General features: G+C 47.4%; 20 protein-coding genes. 8 read left to right on the forward strand and 12 right to left on the reverse strand.

What is annotated here, in order from left to right:
* Positions 1-13 precede the first annotated feature (13 nt).
* The gene (locus AC0J20_RS07630; protein WP_473021234.1) at positions 14-907 is read right to left on the reverse strand and encodes a 1-aminocyclopropane-1-carboxylate deaminase/D-cysteine desulfhydrase; all 894 of its coding nucleotides are present in this window, start codon (positions 905-907) and stop codon (positions 14-16) included.
* An 87-nt stretch (positions 908-994) separates the two neighbouring features.
* On the opposite strand from AC0J20_RS07630, the gene AC0J20_RS07635 reads away from it, so the two are divergent.
* The gene (locus AC0J20_RS07635; protein ID WP_229528666.1) at positions 995-1,396 is read left to right on the forward strand and encodes an MAPEG family protein; all 402 of its coding nucleotides are present in this window, start codon (positions 995-997) and stop codon (positions 1,394-1,396) included.
* A gap of 68 nt (positions 1,397-1,464) precedes the next feature.
* Here AC0J20_RS07635 and aceK read toward each other — a convergent pair whose 3' ends face one another.
* Complete coding sequence (aceK, locus tag AC0J20_RS07640) at positions 1,465-3,198, reverse strand: bifunctional isocitrate dehydrogenase kinase/phosphatase (protein ID WP_473021235.1); 1,734 nt, start codon at positions 3,196-3,198, stop codon at positions 1,465-1,467.
* Positions 3,199-3,288: 90 nt separating this feature from the next.
* On the opposite strand from aceK, the gene AC0J20_RS07645 reads away from it, so the two are divergent.
* A complete protein-coding gene (locus tag AC0J20_RS07645) occupies positions 3,289-3,654 on the forward strand; it encodes a response regulator (protein ID WP_229528668.1) in 366 nt (121 codons plus the stop codon).
* A 4-nt stretch (positions 3,655-3,658) separates the two neighbouring features.
* Here the strand turns inward: AC0J20_RS07645 and AC0J20_RS07650 are convergent, their stop codons facing one another.
* The 3 genes from AC0J20_RS07650 to lepB form a co-directional block, all read right to left on the reverse strand.
* Positions 3,659-3,862 (reverse strand): NF038104 family lipoprotein, encoded by a 204-nt coding sequence (locus tag AC0J20_RS07650; protein WP_473021236.1) that lies wholly within the window; start codon positions 3,860-3,862, stop codon positions 3,659-3,661.
* Between the two features lie 82 nt (positions 3,863-3,944).
* Positions 3,945-4,628: a type 2 periplasmic-binding domain-containing protein gene (locus AC0J20_RS07655; protein ID WP_473021237.1), complete on the reverse strand. Its 684-nt coding sequence runs from the start codon at positions 4,626-4,628 to the stop codon at positions 3,945-3,947.
* Positions 4,629-4,780: 152 nt separating this feature from the next.
* A complete protein-coding gene (gene lepB / locus AC0J20_RS07660) occupies positions 4,781-5,440 on the reverse strand; it encodes a signal peptidase I (RefSeq protein ID WP_473021238.1) in 660 nt (219 codons plus the stop codon).
* A gap of 300 nt (positions 5,441-5,740) precedes the next feature.
* Between lepB and AC0J20_RS07665 the strand changes: the two genes are divergently transcribed.
* The 3 genes from AC0J20_RS07665 (at position 5,741) to AC0J20_RS07675 (ending at position 9,010) form a co-directional block, all read left to right on the forward strand.
* Positions 5,741-5,998, forward strand: coding sequence for an OadG family protein (locus AC0J20_RS07665; RefSeq protein ID WP_473021239.1), 258 nt, complete (start codon positions 5,741-5,743; stop codon positions 5,996-5,998).
* Between the two features lie 77 nt (positions 5,999-6,075).
* The gene (gene oadA, locus AC0J20_RS07670) at positions 6,076-7,863 is read left to right on the forward strand and encodes a sodium-extruding oxaloacetate decarboxylase subunit alpha (protein ID WP_473021240.1); all 1,788 of its coding nucleotides are present in this window, start codon (positions 6,076-6,078) and stop codon (positions 7,861-7,863) included.
* A gap of 13 nt (positions 7,864-7,876) precedes the next feature.
* Positions 7,877-9,010, forward strand: coding sequence for a sodium ion-translocating decarboxylase subunit beta (locus AC0J20_RS07675; protein ID WP_229528674.1), 1,134 nt, complete (start codon positions 7,877-7,879; stop codon positions 9,008-9,010).
* 57 nt (positions 9,011-9,067) lie between these two features.
* On the opposite strand, the gene AC0J20_RS07680 is transcribed toward AC0J20_RS07675, so the two are convergent.
* A complete protein-coding gene (locus tag AC0J20_RS07680) occupies positions 9,068-9,238 on the reverse strand; it encodes a hypothetical protein (protein ID WP_229528675.1) in 171 nt (56 codons plus the stop codon).
* A gap of 144 nt (positions 9,239-9,382) precedes the next feature.
* On the opposite strand from AC0J20_RS07680, the gene dapE reads away from it, so the two are divergent.
* On the forward strand, positions 9,383-10,618 hold the full coding sequence (gene dapE, locus AC0J20_RS07685; RefSeq protein ID WP_473021241.1) for a succinyl-diaminopimelate desuccinylase: 1,236 nt from the start codon (positions 9,383-9,385) through the stop codon (positions 10,616-10,618).
* A gap of 30 nt (positions 10,619-10,648) precedes the next feature.
* On the opposite strand, the gene AC0J20_RS07690 is transcribed toward dapE, so the two are convergent.
* Both AC0J20_RS07690 and AC0J20_RS07695 read right to left on the reverse strand, forming a co-directional pair.
* Entirely contained in the window at positions 10,649-10,855 is a 207-nt protein-coding gene (locus AC0J20_RS07690) for a hypothetical protein (protein WP_473021242.1), read from the reverse strand.
* A gap of 85 nt (positions 10,856-10,940) precedes the next feature.
* A complete protein-coding gene (locus tag AC0J20_RS07695) occupies positions 10,941-12,662 on the reverse strand; it encodes an EAL domain-containing protein (protein WP_473021243.1) in 1,722 nt (573 codons plus the stop codon).
* Between the two features lie 707 nt (positions 12,663-13,369).
* Between AC0J20_RS07695 and AC0J20_RS07700 the strand changes: the two genes are divergently transcribed.
* Entirely contained in the window at positions 13,370-16,456 is a 3,087-nt protein-coding gene (locus AC0J20_RS07700; protein ID WP_473021244.1) for an FG-GAP-like repeat-containing protein, read from the forward strand.
* Between the two features lie 28 nt (positions 16,457-16,484).
* Here AC0J20_RS07700 and AC0J20_RS07705 read toward each other — a convergent pair whose 3' ends face one another.
* The 4 genes from AC0J20_RS07705 to AC0J20_RS07720 are packed head-to-tail and all read right to left on the reverse strand — an operon-like array spanning position 16,485 to position 19,918.
* Entirely contained in the window at positions 16,485-17,096 is a 612-nt protein-coding gene (locus AC0J20_RS07705; protein ID WP_473021245.1) for a response regulator, read from the reverse strand.
* Positions 17,089-18,195, reverse strand: a complete 1,107-nt coding sequence (locus AC0J20_RS07710; protein WP_473021246.1) for a sensor histidine kinase — start codon at positions 18,193-18,195, stop codon at positions 17,089-17,091. Before AC0J20_RS07710 ends, AC0J20_RS07705 begins: the two co-directional genes overlap by 8 nt.
* A 23-nt stretch (positions 18,196-18,218) precedes the next feature.
* Positions 18,219-18,980, reverse strand: a complete 762-nt coding sequence (locus AC0J20_RS07715; protein ID WP_473021247.1) for an ABC transporter permease — start codon at positions 18,978-18,980, stop codon at positions 18,219-18,221.
* Positions 18,977-19,918: an ABC transporter ATP-binding protein gene (locus tag AC0J20_RS07720; RefSeq protein ID WP_473021248.1), complete on the reverse strand. Its 942-nt coding sequence runs from the start codon at positions 19,916-19,918 to the stop codon at positions 18,977-18,979. Before AC0J20_RS07720 ends, AC0J20_RS07715 begins: the two co-directional genes overlap by 4 nt.
* 148 nt (positions 19,919-20,066) lie before the next feature.
* Between AC0J20_RS07720 and AC0J20_RS07725 the strand changes: the two genes are divergently transcribed.
* The gene (locus AC0J20_RS07725; protein ID WP_229528683.1) at positions 20,067-20,786 is read left to right on the forward strand and encodes a hypothetical protein; all 720 of its coding nucleotides are present in this window, start codon (positions 20,067-20,069) and stop codon (positions 20,784-20,786) included.
* The last annotated feature ends 3 nt before the right edge of the window (positions 20,787-20,789 follow it).

Consider the following 20,789-nt stretch of genomic DNA (forward strand, 5'->3'; position numbering starts at 1 on the left):
ATCCAGGGGAGGCTCAGCGTTTTCCCTGTAACCCACCAGTATGCAACACTGCTATTTTTTCATGTTCCGGCAGCGCTCCGTTGAGCAACATGTGTTGCAGGGCAAAAAACACTTTGCCGCTGTATACGGGTTCCAGCGGCACCGAAGTCAGCTGGCTGAAGTCGTGACAAAACTGGCTGAGTTCCTCGCTTGTTTTGGCGTACCCGCCAAAGTGAAAATCATGATTGATTTGCCAGGGATGGTGTTTGGCTTGTGCGTCGCTGAGCAGATTCAGTACCAGGTCTTCCAGATAATCCAGGCCTTTCAATACTGCAATGCCCATCACCCGGGTTTTACGCCGTTGTTGCCACAGGGCCTGAATTATCCCTGCCATAGTGCCGCCACTGGCCACCGGACATATCAACAGATCCAGGTTATCCGGTAGCTCCGCAACTAAGTTGTACATTCCCGCATGAACCGTTATGGCAGAACCCCCTTCAGGGATCACTAAACATCGTTCTAAATCTGGTATTTTGCTGGCCAGCCAGTGCTCGTGGTGCTTCTGCTGATACTCCAGTTTGCTCAGCCAGTGTATTTGCGCCTGCCAATTGAGGATGTCATTTAGCATGGGTGTCATGTTAAGAGAATAATTACCGCGTACCATGGCGATAAAGGGAATGTCCAACTGATGGCAAAGGTAGGCAAGTGCGTGTAAATGGTTGGAGTAGCCGCCGCCAAAGCTGATGATCTTTGCCGGAGGTTGTTGTCTGATTTGCGTCATGAAACCCTGTAGCTTGCGCCATTTATTGCCGGAGATGATGGTGTGGATCAGGTCATCCCGTTTTACCCACAGATCCGCATGTGGCAATCCGGTGAGTGGTTGCCAGGGAGAGGGAAGGGTCAGGCCCGGTAATGTGTTGCTGGTCATGACAAAACTGGCTGTAGTGCTAATTCGGGAGTATGCTAATTGCAACTTTGTGAATATTCAAATAATTGCGAAAAAGTTGAGAGCGCTATGGAAATTGTTTTGATTAGTTTGTTTATTGCCACTGTTATGCCCATTCTGGCCAAGGCCCCGTTGGCGTTAGAGATGCACAGATTAAAGGGCTATGACAATCGCAACCCAAGGCAACAGCAGGATCGTCTGGAGGGCTTCGGCGCCAGGTGCAAAGCGGCCCATTACAATAGTTTTGAGGCGTTGATTATGTATATTCCCGGGGCGCTGGCCGTGGTGGCAGTTGATGCGGTGACCCCATTAACCGAGTATTACGCCATGGGCTTTGTGTTTGCCCGGTTTTGTTATTTACTGATGTACTGGCTGGATCAGCATATTTTGCGTAGTACCTTTTGGGGCGTCGGCTTTGTACTTTCGCTGCTGATGTTATGGCAGGCTATGGCAATGGTGGCGAGTTGGTAGTATCCACCATCTGAAACCTAAGCCATTGCGTAGGTTGTAGTTCGGTATCATCTGACATGGTCTCCCATTCAGGCCTGCTTTTGCAGAGCCTGACGGGGAAATTTGGCTTCTTCAGGGTAGGGGTTCACATGAATAATATCGCCATTGGCTACCTGCTTCTGAACTTGCTGCCAATATTCAGGGGTGAACAAGTCAGCGTGTAACGTTTTAAAAATGGCCTTGAGTTCGCGCTTTCCAATTATAAAGTGCTCAAATTGCTCCGGAAAAACATCATTCGGTGCCACTGATAAGGTATCCAGGGCGTAGGGATCATCAGAGTGCGGTAACTTTCTGAAATTGCGTTCAGACATGTAGCAAATTTCATCATAGTCGTAAAATATCACTCGTCCATGTCGGGTGATGCCAAAGTTCTTATGCAACATATCACCGGGAAAGATATTCGCTGCAGCGATTTGTTTGATGGCCAGCCCTAAATCCTGAATGGCATTGCGGATATTGTCTGCATCAGTTTCGCTTGCCAGGTAGAGATTTAACGGCGTCATTTTACGTTCAATGTACAGATGTTTGATCAGTACCTCGTCATCCAGTATTTCAATACTGTTTTTACAGGTATCCAGTAACTCTTGCAGCAGGTCAGGGTGAATTCGGTTTTTAGGAAGCCGGAAGTTGGCAAACTCATGAGTATCTGCCATGCGTCCGATTCGGTCATGTGATTTGACCAGTTTGTAGCAGTCAATCACGTGTTGGCGAGTAATTTTTTTGCTTTCCGCGAATTCATCTTTAATGATTTTTATCACCACGCCGTAGGATGGCAGGTGAAAACACATCATCACCAGGCCCCGTATCCCGGGGGCGATTTCAAACTGGTCGTCTGACTCATCCAGGTGTTGTAAAAAATTGCGGTAAAACACGGTTTTTCCGTGCTTGTAAAAACCCAGCGAGGTATACAATTCAAAGTGTTTTTTGTTGGGTAGCAACTCATGTAAAAAGGCCACGACTTCCGCAGGGTATTGGGTGTCCACCATAAAATAGGCCCTGGCAAAGCCAAACAGAACGCTCAGATCGCGCTTTTCAGTGAGCAAGGTATCAACATATAACTCACCCTGGTCACTCATCAGCAGGGCTACCACAAATGGCTTATAGTGGTCGGCAAAGCAAATTCGACCGACCAGATAGGCGGCCCGGCCACGGAAAAACTCGGACTGCAGCATTTCGACCCGTTGAACCCGGGTCAGTTCTCTGATGCTGAGCCGTTGTTTGATGGCGCTGGTGAGGTTGTGTAAATCCCGCTGATAGTCTTCAAAAGGCACGTTGAAGCGATAATGAGTAAACATTTGCTGCAGGGTGGATTTAACGGTGCTATCGGTGCAAAAGGTATTGATCACTCTGGGGCGGTTGAAGCCTGATAAATAGCAGCGGCTTGGCAATACAAACATCATGTCGTTATCAATTTTTTGATGTTTAAAAATCCGGCCAATGACTGAGTTATAAAATGTCTCGGCCAATTCAAACTGCGGGTGGTCATCCAGTTGCAGAATAAAATCCTGCTTCAATTGCTGCCAGAAAGTCAGGCTTTGCTGTTGCGGTAAAAACAGCTCATAAAGTTGCGCAACGGTTTCTGACAGGCTTTTTTCGTACAGCGAGATGCGTTCTTTCGATGCCCGCTGGCAGGCTTGCCATTGGGCTGTTTCAAAGCGCTTTTGGGCTTCGGCGGTAATGCGGTTGTACAAACGGAAACTCTTCTCAAATCCTTTCAGGATTTCATAGGCAATTTTTGAGGTGGTAATTTGCTTGATTGACATGTGAAATTCCGCTGGTATGTTAACGCAGGCCAAAACTGGTATTACCTGACAATAATATTAATAAATCAATAATGGAAGTCCCGATAAGGCATGAGTTTTCCCGTTTTAATTTGTGACGATTCTAAACTTGGGCGCAAGTCTGTTGAACGCAGCTTACCTGATGGGCTGGCGTCGGAAATATACATGGCTGGCCACGGTCAGGAGGCAATGGAATTACTGCGCACTCAGGATATTACGATATTATTCCTGGACCTGACCATGCCTGTGATGGACGGCGTAGAAGTACTGGAAGCGATTCGGGCGGAAAAACTGGAAGTGTTTGTGATTGTTGTATCAGGAGATGTACAGCCTTTGATGAGAGAACGGGTACTGGGTCTTGGGGCACTGGATTTCATTAAGAAACCCGTCTCTCAGGAAAAACTGCTTCAGTCATTACAAATGTACGGCTTGTATTAACCGGTTACTCTTCGTCCTCGTCCTCGTCTTCGTTGTCATCCTCATCATCTGAGAACACATCAGGTGTCACCGCATCAACCACATCCACAGTGCCTTCAACAACGGTCGTTGTCACACCAACTGCAGCATCAACTACGGCAACCGCAACGCAGCCGCTCAGATTGAGTAGCAACAGGCAGCTCAGTAACGCAAGTAATTGTTTTTTCATTATTGTAATCTCCTCAACAGACCTTCAGGTCCATAGCTAGTATTTTCATTTTAATTGTTGCTCGATTTTCTACGAGGTGTATTCAGTCAACCGATTCTCTGAGGTTCAGGTTGCGTTTCAGGTTGGCAATTTCTTCCTTATTTTCCATTAAAAAAGCGTTCAGCAGTGCGATTAGTTCAAGGTGCTTGATGCTGGCAAATTGAAACTCAGGAAATGACAATGGCAGGTCTGGATCTAAGACCAAACCGTGACCCATCATAATATTCAGGTGCTGTGCCACATTGAATTCAACATCCGCTGCCTGGGTTCTGTTGGCTGCGACCATCTGCAATGCCATATTGGCTGTTGGCACACCGAAGATTTGAACCTGTCGGGTGCGCTCATCCTGAATCCATTTGACAGGGGTAAAACCAAAAGGAATGCTTACCGAGCGTATTTTGTCAGCCGGAATTCCAGGCTCCCGCACCATTGTACCAGCAACTGAAACAATGAAGGTATCACTGTAAATAATATCTTGCTTTTTTGACTGGTACCAACGTGAATTAGCGGGGTAAATAACATCCAGTTCAAGGTTTTCAAAAAACGCATATTCAAGGCGCTTTGTGGGCAGGGGAACCGCTTCTAAGCGTATATTTGTTTTTAGCGTGAACAGGGTAATCAATTCTTCTAAATAGGAGTCGTTGCTGTTATCGATAAAATTGTAATGAGGGAAATAATCGAAATTTTGCACCCCCAGTTTATAGGTTTTTTGAGTTGTGTTCAGCACTTGGGCTTCAGCAAAACCCTGCAAAAGAAGGCACAAACCAGGTATAAACAGGAAACAAGTGGCGTGCCGTAACGCTGTCATGTGACCACCAAAAACAGAGAACTCAATGCAAGTTTAGCGCGAAAATGTGGCGCTGTTTAGCGCCTTGCTCGCTAAATCTTGTCAATTGGCGTAATTATACGATTGAGGCGCGGCAGATAATAATGGTCGTAATCCAGTGAAAAGGCCACGGTTTCCGCTTTACCGACTATCTCATGGCGCGGAACAAAGCCAATGGCACGAGAATCTGCACTATTATCCCGATTATCACCCAACACCAGAAAGTGATTGGCCGGTACGGTAACTTCGGTAAAGTTCGCCCATTTAGATGGATTTTTTCGGATCTGAATGGTGTGCTGTGTGCCGTGTAAATGTTCAGTCAGGATCTGGATGTTGCCTTCTTCCCTCAGAGTGTCGTAGCGCAGGGGGTTGCCGTTGATTATTAACTGGTTGTTGCGCATGGCAACCTGATCGCCGGGGATCGCAATCACGCGTTTAACCAAGCGTTTATCAGAAACCTGAGAATCAAATATCACCACGTCACCGGGTTGAGGTTCGTTGAGCGCCTGTAAAGATATGTGCGTTAATGGCAGCCGTACATCATAAGCCAGTTTGTCTACAGTAATCTGATCGCCGATTTGAATTGAAGGTTGCATCGAGCCGGTTGGCACGTGGTTCCAGTCGGCTACTGCGCTGCGAAACACAATCATTAAGGCGATAAATAGCACAAAGACGCGGTTGTTGATCCAGACAGATTGTAGTTTTTTTAGCATTTCAGGTATCCGTTAGTCGATTTTAAACTTGGACTAAAATAGTCGCTGAGAGTTTCGATTATCTGTGCCCGCAGCTGTTACAAACTATGTCATGGCTAATATTGCAGGAACAGACGGGCTTTTCTACACTCAACAGAGCAAAATAAATCAGCACAGACTGTCAAGAATCAGAAGTGATTAATTATGCTTAAAAAGTGCATAAAACATCACTTGATTCGCTGTGATATTCAGCACTTTTGTTTGTCTTTTAGGCACTTGTCTGGTTAATATGCGGGTTTGTCGCGAAAAAAGTGGTTTTCTATGAATAACGATATTTCTACAATTTTAACGGATTCAGCCGTGCTACTACTGGTAGGTATGTCGGTTGTTTTTGTGTTTCTGACCATATTAATTGGCGCAATTCATTTGATCGAATGGATTTGCAACAAATTTCCCGACACTGAACTGGCGCAAGGTGCGTCAGCAGTATCTGCTACAGCAACCCAAAATAATGAGGTTAGCCCTCAGGTTGTCGCTGCGATTAGCAGTGCAATACATCAATACCGTAATAAAAAATAATAATCAGTAACCAAACTGAACGTGGTTCGACAGCCACCAAATTATAAAAAGCATCACTTGTTGGAGAGGAACAAATTATGGCAAAACCATTGGCCTTAACGGAGCTGGTTTTAAGAGATGCGCATCAGTCATTACTGGCTACCCGTATGCGTATCGAAGATATGTTGCCGATTGCAGCGAAACTTGATCAGGTTGGTTACTGGTCGATGGAATCATGGGGTGGAGCAACCTTTGATTCCTGTATTCGTTATCTGGGCGAAGATCCCTGGGAGCGCATCAGAAAACTGAAGGCAGCCATGCCCAATACAAAGCAGCAAATGTTGTTGCGTGGACAAAACTTACTCGGCTATCGCCACTATGCTGATGATGTGGTGGAAAAGTTCGTTGAGCGCGCCCACCAAAATGGGGTAGATGTCTTTCGTATTTTTGATGCCATGAACGACATGCGCAATCTGCAAACCGCCGTAAAGGCGGCTATTCAGGTTGGCGCTCATGCTCAGGGCACTATGTCCTACACCGTGAGTCCGGTGCATACCTTGTCGTTGTGGATGGATATGGCTAAACAGCTGGAGGATCTGGGTGTTCACTCCATCTGCATTAAAGACATGGCGGGCTTGTTGAAGCCCTACGAGTGTGAAGAATTAATTACCCGACTGAAAGAAACGGTTTCTGTCCCAATTGCAATGCAATGTCACGCCACCACCGGGCTAAGTACCGCCACTTATCAAAAAGCCATTGATGCCGGTATCGATATGCTGGATACCGCTATTTCTTCAATGAGTATGACCTATGGGCACAGTGCCACCGAAACCATGGTGTCCATTGTAGAAAATACCGAGCGTGACACAGGTCTGGATCTGGGATTACTGGAAGAGATCGCCGCCTACTTCAGAGAAGTTCGCAAAAAATATGCAAAATTTGAAGGCAGTTTGAAGGGCGTTGACTCCCGTATTTTGATTGCTCAGGTACCGGGTGGCATGTTAACCAACATGGAAAACCAGTTACGCGAGCAAGGCGCAGCAGATAAGCTGGACGAAGTGTTACAGGAAATCCCGAAAGTGCGCGAAGATTTGGGCTTTATTCCACTGGTGACACCTACGTCACAAATCGTGGGTACCCAGTCGGTGCTGAATGTACTGACGGGCGAGCGCTATAAGAGCATCACCAAAGAAACCGCAGGGGTGTTGAAAGGTGAATATGGCGCAACCGCAGCACCGGTAAACAAAGAGTTACAGGCGCGTGTGCTGGAGGGCGCGGAACCCATTACCTGTCGTCCTGCCGACGTGTTGGACGCTGAATTAAGCAAACTTGAAGAAGAACTGTCCACGCTTGCCGCTGAAAAAAATATCAACCTGGCTCAGGATACCATTGACGATGTGCTGACGTATGCGTTGTTTCCGCAGGTTGGCCTGAAATTCCTGGAAAATCGCAATAATCCGGATGCTTTTGAACCGGCTCCGGGTAACGAGGCAGAGCCCGCGGCGGTAACACCAGCAACGTCTGACTCTGCAGGGGGCGCGGCTTATTCTGTGCGCGTCGATGGCAAGGTGTATCGCGTTGAAGTGGCTCCGGATGGCAGCCTGACAGACATCGCACCTGCAGCCGGCGCTGCCGCGCCTACCGCTCCGGCTCCGGCCGCTTCCCAAGGGAACGCTGAGCCATTAAATTCACCCCTTGCAGGCAATATTGTGCGTATCAATGTTTCTGCCGGGCAGGCAGTAAATGCGGGTGATGTAGTGTTGATCATGGAAGCCATGAAAATGGAAACCGAAGTCCGGGCCGTTAAAGCTGGCACCGTTGCCGGTATCGCTGTCAAAGAAGGTGATGCTGTGCAGGCCGGGCAACCTCTGCTTACTTTTGCTTAAGGTAGTCAGCTAAATGGAAAAACTAACAATACTGTGGGAAACCACCGCCCTGGCGAATTTTGAGCTGGGGCAACTTCTGATGATGGCTGTCGGGGTTTTACTTCTTTATCTGGCCATTGCCAGAAAATACGAGCCGCTGTTGTTATTGCCGATCGGCTTCGGGGCTATTTTGACAAACATACCACTGGGTGGTTTCACCGATCCAGGCGGGATCTTGTACTATGTGTACGAGGTGGGTATTGGCTCTACCGTGTTTCCGTTGCTGATCTTTATGGGCGTCGGTGCGCTAACGGATTTCGGCGCTCTTATCGCGAATCCGCGCATGTTATTGTTAGGTGCGGCCGCGCAGTTTGGTATTTTCGCTACCTTGTTTGGTGCAATTTTACTCAATCTGGTACCCGGACTGGAGTTCACTATGCAGGAAGCTGCCGCTATAGCGATTATTGGCGGTGCTGACGGACCTACCGCGATATTCCTGGCGTCGCAACTGGCCGACCATTTATTGGGGGCAATAGCGGTAGCGGCCTACTCCTATATGGCGCTGGTACCCATTATTCAGCCTCCTATCATGAAGGCGTTAACGACGCCGGAAGAACGCAAGATCGAAATGCAGCAACTGCGCACCGTCAGTAAACGGGAAAAGATCATTTTTCCGTTGGCGGTATTGGGCCTGACGATTCTGTTTTTGCCCACCGCGACACCCTTAGTTGGCATGTTCTGTTTGGGGAATCTGATGCGAGAAAGTGGCGTAGTCGATCGCCTGAGCAAGACGGCACAAAACGAGCTGATCAACATCACAACTATTTTTCTGGGTCTTGCGGTAGGGTCTAAGTTATCTGCTGATAAATTCTTAACCGGCGAAACCTTAGCTATCTTAGCGCTGGGCGCTGTGGCATTTTCAATTGGTACGGCAGCGGGTGTTATGATGGCAAAACTGATGAGCAGGCTCAGTGGTGGTAAGATTAATCCGTTAATCGGCGCCGCCGGTGTTTCGGCGGTTCCGATGGCGGCACGGGTGGTGAACAAAGTCGGGCTGGAAGCCAATCCCCACAACTTCCTGTTAATGCACGCCATGGGGCCTAATGTAGCTGGTGTACTGGGTTCAGCAGTCGCAGCGGGCATTCTGCTGGCGTTGGTTGGGCCCTAGCCTCAGGCTTAATAACTTGTGTTCAGAAAGGAAGCTGCGGCTTCCTTTTTGTTTCTGTTAGTGGGTGAGCGGAATCAAGATGCCATAGAAGGCGGCAATAGCAGTACTGATCACCAAAATATAAATAAAGCCTTTTTTACCTTGCTCCAGGGTGTAGCCATTTTGTTTTAGGTAAACAAACCAACCCAGGCACAGCAATAGTGGTATCAAAAACAAAAATCGGATCAAGGCTGGCTCCCTGGTTAGTTATTATCATTAAGGCAGTGGTAGTGCATCGCTGTCGATTTTCAAAAAAGTGTTACATCTTTGAAATCAGTCTGTCATCAGGTCAGCGTCTAATACGGGTGTTACGTTAGACGGGATCGCTATTTTATGTCAATGCCCCTTGCACCAGAAGCTTTTCAATCGCAGTTTTTATCACCTGACACTCCTGAGATTAACCCACTTACCAGCTTTGCTATTGCCGGACAGACCCGTTCGATACTTTATAGTGTAGAGCTAATGTCACGACAGTCAATCACCCCTGAGGATGCTGGCTGTCAGGACTGGTTGCAGGAAAAGCTCCGGTTACTGGGGTTTACCTGTCATGCTTTTGAAGTACAGGGGGTAAAGAACCTGGTGGCAGAAATTGGAGAAGGCGAGCGGGTGATCGCGTTTGCAGGCCATACGGATGTTGTCCCGCCCGGACCTCTGGAAAGATGGCACACACCGCCCTTTGAACCCACCATTACGGATAGTGAATTAATTGGTCGGGGTGCCGCAGACATGAAAACAGGGGTGGCTGCGATGCTGGCGGCCTGTGAAAGGGTATTGAAACTATCGCGGCAACTGAATCACAAATTTATGTGGTTTATTACCAGTGATGAAGAGGGGGAAGCGGAGTTCGGCAGCAAAGCCATTAAAGCCTGGCTGGATGCAAAGAACATTCAGGTTGATTGTGTTCTTGTTGGCGAACCGACCGCCAAAACGGTTACCGGCGACACGATTAAAGTGGGGCGAAGAGGTGCCATTTCAGGCCGGATCCATGTTAAAGGTAAGCAGGGACATGTCGCCTATCCTCAATATGCTGAGAATGCGATTCACAAAATGGCCAAAGTCATTGATGCAATCAATAGCATTGACTGGGATGCCGGAAGTGAAGATTTTCCGGGTACCAGTCTGCAAATAACGCATATTGATTCCGGTGAGTTTACAGACAATATAGTACCGGCAAACTGCCGTATTTGTTTCAACATTCGTTACAACCATGATTACGATATGGCAAGTCTGGCAGCACTGTTACAGGCGCGCATAGATGCCGTAGTTGATGGTGTCGAAATTCAATGGGAACGACCATGTGTTCCTTATTTTACGCATGTTGATCAGCACCATAGTCTTATCAAAGCCGTAGAGCAGGCGATTGTAAAGAATACTGGCAGATTTCCGGTGCTTTCAACCGCTGGTGGGACCTCTGACGGACGCTTTTTTGCCAGTGACACCACGCAGGTGGTAGAAGTTGGAGTGCCAAACAAAACCATCCATCAGATCAATGAGCGGATTCATATTTCGGATCTGGTAACACTGGAAGATATCTACACGGATTTACTCGCCGATCTACTGTTTGAATAACAGCTGTTTTTGGGTGACTAAGTGAGGGTGCTAATCTTTGGGCGGCAGATCATCTTTTAATACCAGGACAATCAAAAAGACCAGGGCTAAGGGGGGGAATATCGCTGTGAAAAATCCAAGTACCGAGGTAACTACCGGCGTTTGTGTTTTTCTTTTGCCAAAGTAATAACAAAATACAGCCATGAAAATGGCCAGAACCAGGAAGACTTTTCCGTAAAGTGTTGCATTAATATCCATGTGAAATTCCGTTTTCTTTTAGCCTTCTAATTTACCCTTTTATGCTTAATTAGCAATAATTTTGTTTACCTGATACGCGCTTATTTTAGTGTTTAATGGCTTGCCTGATGGCCGATAGTGGACTGGGTTTGCCGTAAAGGTAACCCTGCACTTCGTCAACCCCTAGCGCTTTCAAAGTGTCAGCCTGATCGGGCGTTTCAACGCCTTCGGCCAACACCACGAAGCCTATGCGTTTGCTGAATGATACGATTGAACTCACCAGAGCCTCGGTCTTTTCACAGCAATGAATTTCGTTTATCAGTGAACGGTCGATTTTCACTTTAGAAAAAGGTAACTGGGTCAGCAGGCTTAAATTGGAATAGCCGGTGCCGAAGTCATCGATTGCGATGTTAAAGCCCAGTTTCATCAGATGTTCAACGACTGCGGTTATCTGTTGGTCCATCATGGTGGATTCGGTGAGTTCCAGTTCTACTTGCGCAATTTCCAATTGGTGTTTGTGCAACAAATCCTGTAACAAACCGGGCAAGTCCGATTCTCTGAGTTGCATTGGTGATACATTGATGGCGATTTTAGGCGCGGGTAACAGAGAGAATTCCTGCAGAGACTGGTTAAATATACGCTGGCTTAGCGGCGTGATCAGACCATATTGTTCTGAAATGGGGATGAACTTATCCGGGCTGATATAGCCGTCTTGCAGACTTTGCCATCTGGCCAGCGCTTCATAACCGCAGCATTGCATAGTGTTCAGGTTAAATTGTGGTTGATAGTGTACATCCAGTGCGTCGTTGGTAATGGCCTCCTGCAGGTTGTCGTAAATCCACCATTTTTCGTTAAATTCATCCTGTCTTTCAGGGTGATAGGGCGTAAGTGAGGGGGTTTCTGGCTTGCTGGCTTCCAGCAAGGCGATTTCTGCTTTTTCCAGTATATCTCGCCAGCCTTCTTTGATGCACCGGCTCTGATAGTAGCCAACATTGACCTTCAGCTTTATTTTGCTGTCACCTATTAACAGCATTTTTTCCAGGCTAAGTTGCAGGCTTTTCAATAAATATTCCAGGCGATCCGGAACGTTTAAAAAGATAATACCAAACTTGCCATCGTCCAGACTGCCTGAAAACGCATTGATTTCCGTATTGCTGTGCAAGCGCTCGAAGATGGCCGATTCAATAATATCTTTGGCATCCTTAACTTTTAAAGACGCTACAATTTCATTAATGGCGTAAACACTAAAAATAGCCAGAGTCAGTGGATTAGCATTGCCGGCTACCGTTTTTTCCAGGTACTGGCAGAAGGTGGATTTTAACGGCAGGCCTTTTGGGTCAAATTGATCGTGAATGATTTTTTGATTCAGTCGCCAAAAATCTTGCTGCTTTTTGAGACGCAGATTATTTATTATTCGGGCTGTGAGTTCGGCCTTGTGAAATGGCTTAGTAACGTAATCCTGAACGCCGTATGACAGCCCCTGTACGATGGCCTCCTGATCGTCCATGGCGGTAAGCAGAATGATCGGGATATGATGATAAACGGGGGATGATTTTAATTGCCGGCTAATTTCAAAACCGGATTGCCCGGGCATGTTGACATCGAGGAGGATTAAGTCCGGTTCAAATTCCTCCAGAGCGTCCAATACCATCAGGCTGTTGTTCACGGCAAAGGTGTAAAACCCCAGCGGCTCAAACATGGCGCTTAAAATATCCGTTGTAACTGGTTCATCGTCCACTAAAAGGATTTTACACCCATACACAAAGCTCAGCTCTCCGTCAGCTGAATGGTCTTGCGCACCCGGTTTGTTCAGTGGTTTTATCGGCATAAATTGTGTCTCTTTTACTGCGTACGACATACGAATTAAGGTTAGCAAAGTATTTATGGTAAGAAATAAGCTAAATGCATTTAAATTAAATGTTTGTCTCAGTGATAATGAGAAACTTCGATGGCAGGCTTTTTGTGTTGTGCTAAGTTGATGTTTTAAATAGCTAAAAAGTTCACCGTGGTTTGTTTTACACAGTTCGGGAGTAGGACTGTTTTGGTGTGTAGGAAAAGTCTTACAGATTATTTGGTATTAATATTACACGTCAAGTTAATTAAATCTTAAAACTTTAGTCCTGTTTAAATGATGTACAGGTTTCAAAATTTTCATCTGGTTTGTTAATTTACCGCTTTTATGTGACTGTTATAAGAAGAAAAAACGTCTCCGCTGTTTGCGCAACAGGCCGGTTGCTGTCAATGCAATCCGTGGCCAGTTACTGGTGTTGTTCAAAAGCACTTTCGTGATTCTCAGGGTTGCAATGACATAAATTGAAAACGCCAGGGTCAAACTGTCGAAATTGCGCTTTCTACTGCACTGGTTTGTCTTATCTGATTGCTGCCCCCTGGTTAATTTTGATGACAATCGCGATGTACTTTTGTTTTCACCTGAATGTGTGCATGTATTTGCTCCTTATTTAATCGGTGTGCCCATTTACCTTGTTCAAAAAAAACTTTAAGATGTTGTTTTTTAAGACAATAAAGGGAATTATTTTGCACCCCTCTGTAACCTGTAAATACCCCGGCCGAAAAGCTATTTATGACATCGTGAAAGGTCTGGTGTTCACACCAATTCTACTTATCGCTGTTACTGTCACGGCGCAGGAAACCACGCCTGAACCTTATGTGCTGGAAGCGGAATGGACATTATTGAGCAGCCAGACCGGTATTAAACGCTATGCCGGAGAAAAACCCAATCAGCCCCATTTACCGCTTATTATTGGAGATACAGCGTACTGGGTAGCTGGCAATGGTTACTCAGATGGCAGTAGTGCCACAAATCAGGTCTTATCAATGGATCTGAATACGGGGGACATGACAGAACAGACCTCAATGGGACGCAATTTTCTTAAGGGCAACGCCACGGCTGAATATCAGGGGCGCTTGTTGTCGGTGGGGGGATCTGGCAATTTCGTCAACTACAATCTTAATTATACGCTGGCTTATGACACGGTGACCGGAGAATGGCGTCAACAAAGCGCGGCGCCGCTGGCGCGGGAAAATGCCATGGCAGAGCAGGTAAACGGGCAACTGTATGTATTCGGTGGCTGGGGGTTTGATACCTTTAACCGGGCACAGGTACGATTGGATGATGACGGATTTTTCTACACTGACGTTGCAGAAACTGCCACCTGGCGGCAGGAAGTACAGGCTTACGATATTGCTGCCGATACCTGGTCTGTTGTGAGTGAAGCGCCCACAGACCAGCCTTTCAGAGCAAGTACCCTTGTTGAGGGGAAGGTCTATCTGAGCGCCGAGGCTGACTGGGTTACCGCGAACGAAACCCTGTATGTGTACGATACCCAAACCAATGGCTGGAACACCTTATCGGTTCCGGTTCCACTGGTGAGTAAAAAGCTGGTTTCTGTCGGCCACCTGGTTCTGGTTTATGGTCTTACTGACTGGTCTATGGTGTCTAATTCTCTGTGGCAAAGTTACATTTACGATACGCGCGAACAACAATGGTATCAGGGGATTGCACTGCCGAACGCCGATAACATTACCTCGGTTTTTGCTTTGGCCAGTGAAGGCGATGATCTGTATTACTTTGAGTATGCAGAAAGCCCCTGGGACAATGCAGACAAACAGGTCTATCGCTTAGACTTCAATATCGGTGCCTCGGCGGACCAGGGTTACCAGCCTTTTGAGCAACAAACGATGACTGAATTGACCAATGATAACGGTGATATCCTGTACATCAATGAAAGTGGCTCTGTGGCAAATTTAGTTGTGGCCGACTGGCAGGACTATGATGATGTCTGGAATGGTCGGGGGGATGAGGCGCAAAAAGCTGCGCTGAAACGTATTACCCAGTCTGTATACAGCCAACTGCAGGACCAGTTTACGTTTATGTTTCTGGTGTTTAATGAAGCTGAACATGCGCCATATCCGGCACCTCATGGCTATCACACCCCGATCCAGAATGCCATTGAAGGCATTGGGCAGGGGATGTTTGACTTTGCTCAGGCTTATGGCAGCCGTGATAAGCTGGAAAGTGTCGTGGTATTAGGCGCCGCTGACGATATTATCCACGGGCCTTCACTGCATGAATTGGGGCATCGCTGGGGCAACTATTTAACGGGTAGCCTGGATGCTATGCGTCAGTTAGGTTGGGTGGCGTGTATGGCGCCGGAATTGATGCCTTTTCATTGGGGATTGCTCAATAATGGCGGTCAACTTGGCGGATGGCACGAAGAAGATCTCAGCATGGGGGACGACGACACCACCACTTATATGCTGAATGACGGTGTTGAAGGATTTGCCGGCTTTAGGGGGATTGGACCTGGCAATAACTTTATCGGCTACAGCAATCTTGAATTGTATTTGATGGGCCTGTTGCCATATACCGCAGTGGGTGAACTGAGAGAGCCTTCCAGCCCGCCGATCGAGCTGGATATCAATCCATTGTTTATTATTGATAGTTTCAATGACATCAGCATGGACACAGTGGTGCAGGAAAATGGTATAAGAACACCGGCAGTTGACGAAGCTGTTACCCGTTTTGATACGGTGTTTGTGGTGCTGTCAAAGGAACCATTGAGCCAGGCTGAGTGGCACAACTACGAAGGGCAGGTGCAAAACTTCACTAAAACTGAGCATGACGATTATCAGCGTCTCAATAACTTTTGGGAAGCAACCGATGGCAAAGCCAGTCTGTTGGTGCCCAATCTGCATGAGGCGCTGCAGACAGCTTCCGCTTCAGTTTACACCCGAGGTGATTTTGATGGTGACGGCAAAGCCGATATCGCCGTCAGAAGGCCTTCAACCTACATGCAATATATTTTGAGTTCTGAAAACAATGACATTCAGCGCCATTATTTCGGTAAAGATGGGTTTGATATTCCGGTTGTCGGTGATTTTGACGGTGATGGTGTCAGCGATGTAGCAGTAAGACGACCTACGAACAGTATGTGGTATATCCAAAACAGTTCCGATGATAATTTACAGCGCATTGAATTTGGTATGCAGCAGGAAGATATCCCCGTGCCGGCTGATTATGATGGTGATGGCATTACCGATGTCGCTGTGCGCCGTCCGTCAACGCAAATGTGGTATATCCTGAATAGCTCAGATGGTGAAATTCAGCGCATTCATTTTGGAAAACAGGAAGCCGATATTCCGGTTCCGGCGGACTACGATGGTGATGGCAAAGCCGATTTGGCGGTCAGACGTCCGTCAACGCAAATGTGGTATATCCTGAATAGTTCAGATGGTGAAATTCAGCGCATTCATTTTGGTAAACAGGAGGCCGATATTCCGGTTCCGGCGGATTACGATGGTGACGGCAAGGCCGATATCGCAGTGCGCCGTCCTGCAACGCAAATGTGGTACATCCTGAACAGTTCGGATGATGTCATCCAGCGCCATCACTTTGGTAAGCAGGAGGCTGACATTCCGGTGCCGGCAGATTATGACGGCGATGGCAAAGCAGATATTGCTGTCAGGCGTGCTGCAAATTATATGTTTTACATTATGCGCTCCTCTGATGATGAGATTCAGCGCGCAGAGTTTGGTAAAGACGAGTCAGACATACCGCTACTGGCTACGCCTGTGATGCTTATGGAAATGGCGTCTCAATAAGCATCAGGACATTGGGCTGGCATTGCTATTACAGCCAGCCTCTTTGTCTGGCAATCCTGGCCGCTTCAATGCGGTTCTGGGCATTGAGTTTAGCCGAGGCACTGGAAAGGTAGTTACGCACAGTTCCCTTAGATAAAAACAGCTTGTCTGCTATCTGTTCGGTAGTTAGGCCATCCGCTGCCAGTTTGAGGGTTTTTCGCTCTTTTTCAGATAGCGGATCTGCTTCGTCAAAGGCCTCCATCACCAATTCCGGATCGATCACTTTACGCCCCGAAATTACTTTGCGAATAGCCTCAGCCAGTTCCTCGCTGGGAGCATCTTTTAACAGGTATCCTCTGACACCTGCATCCATTGCGCGACGTAAATAACCACTGCGGGCGAACGTCGTCAGTATCATGACTTTCCCCGTAAATCCGTTTTTCTGTAGTTGCTCTGCCAGTTCTATCCCTGACATTCCCGGCATTTCAATGTCGGTTAACAGCACATCCGGATGATGTTGCGCGCACAGCGACAAAGCGGTTTCTCCATCTTTTGCTTTTGCCACAACCTCGAAATCTGACTCCAGATCCAATAATGTAGCCACCGCACCTAACAACATAGCCTGATCTTCTGCGATGATAATTTTGATTGAATCAGCCATGAGGAACCTCTACTGAAATGGTGAAACCTGATTGATGAGAAATATTGAGTTGTCCGCCCAATTCCATTATGCGTTCGCGCATGCCGGTCAGGCCAGAACCTTCTCTGGCGATGCGCTGAGTCTTGCTGCCATTGTCCTGAATCAACAGCTGATATTGATCGCCGGAATCACGGAAACTCAGCTGACATTGTGTGGCATCAGAGTGCTTAACCATATTGGTAAAGGCTTCGCGGATCACCCAGGCCAGGGTGCAGTTAATATGGGTTTGGTCAGGAAATTCGCCCACTTCACTGCTGAATTGAATATCAGCGGCATCAGTTAATAATCGGGCCTTGCTAATTTCGCTGGCCATATCTTTTTGTTGATACTGGTGAACGGTTTCTCTGACTTCGGTCATGGCTTTACGACTTAATTGTTCCAACTCTTTTAGTTCCTGCTTACTGCGCTCAAGGTCAATATCGGCCAGTTTGTGAGCCAGTTGTGCCTTGACGGTGATCAGTGAGAAGGTATGTCCGACCACGTCGTGCAGGTCGCGGGCGATGCGCTCTCTTTCGGCTGTCGCTGCCATTTTTTGCAGTTCTTCCTGGGACAATTTAAGTAGTTGGTTTTTCTTGCGTAATTCACCTTCGTAAATGTTTACCGAGCCAATCAGAATACTGATGACAACCGCGGGTAAGTAAAAAAAGCCCGGCATATTTAGAACATAACTGTACAGCGCTGCCGTCGCGGCAATCAGCAGCACCAACAGCAATCCTTGTCGCGCCGTGCCAAAGTGAACACAAAATGCCGCGGCGTAAACGAAAAACACAGAAGCGCCGGCGTTAAACCAGGCTGTCGCCAGGCCCAGGCCAAGTATGCTAAAAATGCACAACAACACCGGTTTACCCGTTTGCCAAAAAGTATAGAAGTACAGGGTCAGAAATACCGGTATTACTGCAATACAGGCCACATAGTGCCAGTAGGGTCGCTCGCCAAAACCCAGTGGTAAAACAAACATAGCGAGATAAATTAACCAGAAATAGGGCAGATAACCTGTTCCCGAATTAACGGGTAACAGGCGTTGATGCAGGCGTTGCAGGCAGTGCGTTATTGTTGTCATTATTTTACCAATTCAAATAGGGACTAACGGGTTTCCATGGCTTTAAAGGCGCGTTGCGCCAGCCAGGCAAACAGTCCGGTATAAGCCAGCAGTACTATAACATGTATCCACCATGCGATACCGATATCAGCCCCTTGTACCTTTAATACCAACTGTGAAAAGTGGAAGGGCGGTAAAAGCATGGCGAACTTTTGTAATGGCGCAGAGAACTGCATAACCGGGATCCACAATCCGGATAAAAATGACATGGGCAGGTAGATAAGATTAACCACAGCCGCCGCAGCCTGCGCCTTAACTTTGAGCCCAATAAACAGACCAATGGCGCAAAAGGGTAAAACGCCGGTCAGTAACAGCAACGCGGTGCTAAGCCACTGCCAGGCAGGCATAGTGACATTCCCTGCCAGTGCTGCCACCAAATAGAGCAATACAATGATAATGCCGGCAAAGGCCATGGCAGTCATCACTTTTGCCGAAAAGTAAGCGGTAATGGGCATCGGACTTATTTGTTTCAGTGCCAGCATACCTCTGTCCTTTTCTACTGCAACATCGGCACCAAAGGAGAACAGCGCGGGTCCCATGACGCCAAATACGCCGTAGGTGGCCAACAGGTACTGTGACACTGCAGCATTGTCCTGCGGTGCGTATAAAATGCCAAAAAAGGTGTAGAACATGACAGGAAACAGCAGGCTGGGTAACACAAAGCCCGCGGTGCGAAAGGTTTTCAGAATGTCAGTTTTGGCTTCCAGTTGAAAAATACTCAATAAGTTTGGGGTACTTGTGTTCATGCGGCTTGCTCCGGTTTGGCTACAGGTGAAGAGGACTGATCGCTGAGAATTAATATGGCGTCTTCCAGTCGGGCACTCTCAACGGTCAGGTCAGTGATAGTAAAGTTGCTGTTTAATAATTCTCTGAGTAATTTTTCCGGGGTGGCGGTGGTCAATGTCACTTTGCCATTTTTAATGACCAGATCATGTATGCTTTGTGTTGCATGGTTAAGACTGTGAAAAAATGACTCAATCTGCCCGGTGTGCCCTTGACTGCAAAAACTCATGCGTTTCCCCAGTGCTTTGGCTTTAACGTCGGCAGGCGTACCCTGATGAATAATCTGCCCCTGCTTTAGCAGTACTACACGGTCTGCCAGGGCTTCGGCTTCTTCCAGGTAATGGGTGGTCAGCACAATGGCGACACCGCTGTTTTTCAGATTTTCGATACATTGCCAGAATTCCCTTCTGGCGCCAGTGTCCAGACCCACCGTAGGCTCATCGAGAAAAATAATCTGCGGATTGCCGCACACAGCTAATGCAAAAAACAGGCGCTGCTTTTGACCTCCAGATAAACTACTCAGACGTCGCTTTTGCAGCCCGTCAAGCATGGCCAGTTGAAATAGTTGCGCGCTGTCCATGGCATTTGGGTAGTAGCTGCGAAACAATTCGATTTGCTCTGCCACCGTGCTGTTATCCGGAAGATTGGCACTTTGTAAAATCGTGCCGGTGCGCTGTTTGGCCGCTTGTTCCCCCGGTGAAGCACCAAAAATAGTGATTTCACCAGAATTGGCTTTTAAGCGACCCAGAATACAGTTGATCAGGGTACTCTTGCCCGCCCCATTTTCTCCCAACAGTGCCAGGACTTCTCCGGCGTTGATATCTAACGAAATCTGACTTAATGCCCTGGTGGCACCGTAAGTCACTGACAGCTCTTTTATCTTTACTATGGCATTGTTCATTGCACAATCTCTCAGGCTTAAAGTTGGACGTTGAAATTATTTTGCACAGTAACGCTGCACGGCTGTAGAGGAGGTTGTCATGACTTTAAGGTGACATTTGTCATTTTCTGTCTAGACTTGAGTTCCAGAGATAAGCAAAGGAAAGGTTTTGTCAGAGATGCCCGGTAAAAGTGTTTGGTGTCTGATGTTGCTCTGTCTGTCAGCCGTCGCAATGGACAGCAAGCAGGTGCAGGATAAATCTGTGGTGATAGGCCTGGTGCAGGATGTGGATTACATTCTGCCCTATGAGGATATTATTGCCCGGGCCTGGCAAGATATCGGTTACGAGGTGCATTTTGAGCGATTACCGGGTGACCGCTCCCTGAGAATGAGCAATCGGGGGATACTGGATGGCGAACTGGTCAGAACCCAGATCATTGAAGCCTCGCACCCTAATCTGCTGAGGGTACCGGTGCTCATCGCCAAAGGCGAGTTGCTGCTGTTTTGTCGCAAAACTGTGCCCTGCAACGGGGGTGCCTTACAAAACAAGCGCAATATCATTGGTGTGCGCAGTGGCAGTCTGACCGCTATAGAGTTTTTAAGCCAGCACGCCGCACAGTCTTTTTTGTTTTCGTCGCCTGATATAAAAAGTATGCTCAGTAACGATTCCCGGCTAAATTATGTGCTTACCGTAGGGGTGAGTGGCTATGGTAATTTAGATGGTATTACTGACCCGGTTAATCTCGCCAGTATCAGCCTTGTTGAATTTGACGCCTGGCATTATGTACACAAAAAACACGCTCACCTTACTGTCAGCCTGGCCGAATCCTTGAGACGGGCCAGGGCGACTTACCTGGTACCCAAATCCAGGCAGGATTTACCGGACTGATGC

It is taken from the genome of Planctobacterium sp. R6, assembly GCF_055755215.1.

Coding starts and splice junctions, on each gene's coding strand:
- AC0J20_RS07630 (WP_473021234.1), bottom strand. CDS start 907: ATGACCAGCAACACATTACCGGGCCTGACCCTTCCCTCTCCCTGGCAA.
- AC0J20_RS07635 (WP_229528666.1), top strand. CDS start 995: ATGGAAATTGTTTTGATTAGTTTGTTTATTGCCACTGTTATGCCCATT.
- aceK (WP_473021235.1), bottom strand. CDS start 3,198: ATGTCAATCAAGCAAATTACCACCTCAAAAATTGCCTATGAAATCCTG.
- AC0J20_RS07645 (WP_229528668.1), top strand. CDS start 3,289: ATGAGTTTTCCCGTTTTAATTTGTGACGATTCTAAACTTGGGCGCAAG.
- AC0J20_RS07650 (WP_473021236.1), bottom strand. CDS start 3,862: ATGAAAAAACAATTACTTGCGTTACTGAGCTGCCTGTTGCTACTCAAT.
- lepB (WP_473021238.1), bottom strand. CDS start 5,440: ATGCTAAAAAAACTACAATCTGTCTGGATCAACAACCGCGTCTTTGTG.
- AC0J20_RS07665 (WP_473021239.1), top strand. CDS start 5,741: ATGAATAACGATATTTCTACAATTTTAACGGATTCAGCCGTGCTACTA.
- oadA (WP_473021240.1), top strand. CDS start 6,076: ATGGCAAAACCATTGGCCTTAACGGAGCTGGTTTTAAGAGATGCGCAT.
- AC0J20_RS07675 (WP_229528674.1), top strand. CDS start 7,877: ATGGAAAAACTAACAATACTGTGGGAAACCACCGCCCTGGCGAATTTT.
- dapE (WP_473021241.1), top strand. CDS start 9,383: ATGTCAATGCCCCTTGCACCAGAAGCTTTTCAATCGCAGTTTTTATCA.
- AC0J20_RS07690 (WP_473021242.1), bottom strand. CDS start 10,855: ATGGATATTAATGCAACACTTTACGGAAAAGTCTTCCTGGTTCTGGCC.
- AC0J20_RS07695 (WP_473021243.1), bottom strand. CDS start 12,662: ATGCCGATAAAACCACTGAACAAACCGGGTGCGCAAGACCATTCAGCT.
- AC0J20_RS07705 (WP_473021245.1), bottom strand. CDS start 17,096: ATGGCTGATTCAATCAAAATTATCATCGCAGAAGATCAGGCTATGTTG.
- AC0J20_RS07710 (WP_473021246.1), bottom strand. CDS start 18,195: ATGACAACAATAACGCACTGCCTGCAACGCCTGCATCAACGCCTGTTA.
- AC0J20_RS07715 (WP_473021247.1), bottom strand. CDS start 18,980: ATGAACACAAGTACCCCAAACTTATTGAGTATTTTTCAACTGGAAGCC.
- AC0J20_RS07720 (WP_473021248.1), bottom strand. CDS start 19,918: ATGAACAATGCCATAGTAAAGATAAAAGAGCTGTCAGTGACTTACGGT.